1 protein-coding gene is annotated in these 1481 nt (G+C 60.8%); it reads left to right on the top strand.

What is annotated here, in order from left to right; all coding sequences use genetic code 11:
- Nucleotides 1–53: 53 nt before the first annotated feature.
- Nucleotides 54–1445 (top strand): IS256 family transposase, encoded by a 1392-nt coding sequence (locus tag ASJ79_RS24040; protein WP_067960879.1) that lies wholly within the window; start codon nucleotides 54–56, stop codon nucleotides 1443–1445.
- The last annotated feature ends 36 nt before the right edge of the window (nucleotides 1446–1481 follow it).

Below are 1481 nucleotides of genomic sequence, written 5' to 3' on the forward strand. Positions count from 1 at the left end.
GGGCGTGTCAGATGGTTTGTGTAGGAGCTGCATGAGCCAGATGGAGCACGATGATGTCCATGGTTGTTCGGCAGGACAGTCAGGCCGGTGACGGCGATAACGACGATGAGATAGACCGGCTGGATTCGGGCCGGCAGGCGTTTGAGGCGTTGAAGGCCTCGGGCGGTTTCGATGACATCCTGGCCAAGATCGACGCCGGGGAGCTGCAGTTGACCGGTGAAGGCGGCTTCTTGCAGGAGATGGTCAAATCGGTCCTGGAGCGGGGCCTTCAAAGCGAGCTCACCGGCCATCTTGGCTACGACAAAGGTGATCCGGCCGGTCGCGTAATTCCCAACTCCCGCAACGGATTCAGCACCAAGACGGTGTCCAGCGAGGTTGGCGATGTGACCTTGGCGATCCCCCGTGATCGTGATGGCAGCTTCATCCCGACACTGGTTCCCAAAGGCTCACGGCGCATCGGCGGACTGGATTCGATGATCATCAGCCTCTACGCCGGCGGAATGACGATCCGCGATATCGAGCATCATCTGGCCACCACGATCGGCACCGAGATCTCACGCGAGACGATCAGCAAGATCACCGACGCGGTACTCGAGGAGGTGCTGGAGTGGCAGCGTCGGCCGCTGGATCCGGTGTATCCGATCGTCTATCTGGACGCTTTGGTGATTAAAATCCGCGACGGCCACCAGGTCCGCAATAGGTCCGCCCACATCGCCGTCGGCGTCGATATCGACGGCATCCGCCACGTCCTGGGGATCTGGGTTCAGCCCAACGAGGGCGCCAAGTTTTGGGCTGGAGTGTGCGCTGAGCTGGCCAATCGCGGCGTCAAGGACGTGCTCATCGCCTGCGTGGACGGCCTGACCGGCTTCGGCGATGCGATCGCGGCGACCTGGCCCCAGACCATCGTGCAAACGTGCACGGTGCACCTGATCCGGTCCTCGATGCGCTTTGTCGCCTACGGGGATCGCAAGCCAGTGGCTGCCGCGTTGCGCGCCATCTACACCGCACCCACCCTTGACGCCGCTGAGATCGCCCTGCAGGAGTTCGCCGGGTCGGCATGGGGGCAGAAGTACCCGACTGCGGTTCGGGCGTGGGAATCAGCCTGGGAACGGTTCACCCCGTTTCTGGCCTTCCCGCCCGCGGTCCGCAAAATCATCTACACCACCAACGCCATCGAGTCCCTGAACTATCAACTGCGCAAGATCATCAAAAACCGCGGACATTTCCCCAATGATCAAGCGGCAGTGAAACTTCTCTGGCTGGCCATCTGCAACATCGAAGACAAACGGGCACGAGAACGTATCCGGCAACGCGACCGAGCAGCACCTCGCCAATACAAAGAAAGCAATCGCCTCGTCGAAGGCGCCATCGTGACCGGCTGGAAGCACGCACTGGCCGCCCTCGTCCTCAACTACCCAGAACGACTAGAGCCCTACATCTACTAATGACCGCGACTCATACACAAAAATCTTGACAAGCTC

The sequence above is a fragment of the Mycobacterium sp. NAZ190054 genome, from assembly GCF_001545925.1.
In the GTDB taxonomy this organism is placed as follows: Bacteria; Actinomycetota; Actinomycetes; order Mycobacteriales; family Mycobacteriaceae; genus Mycobacterium.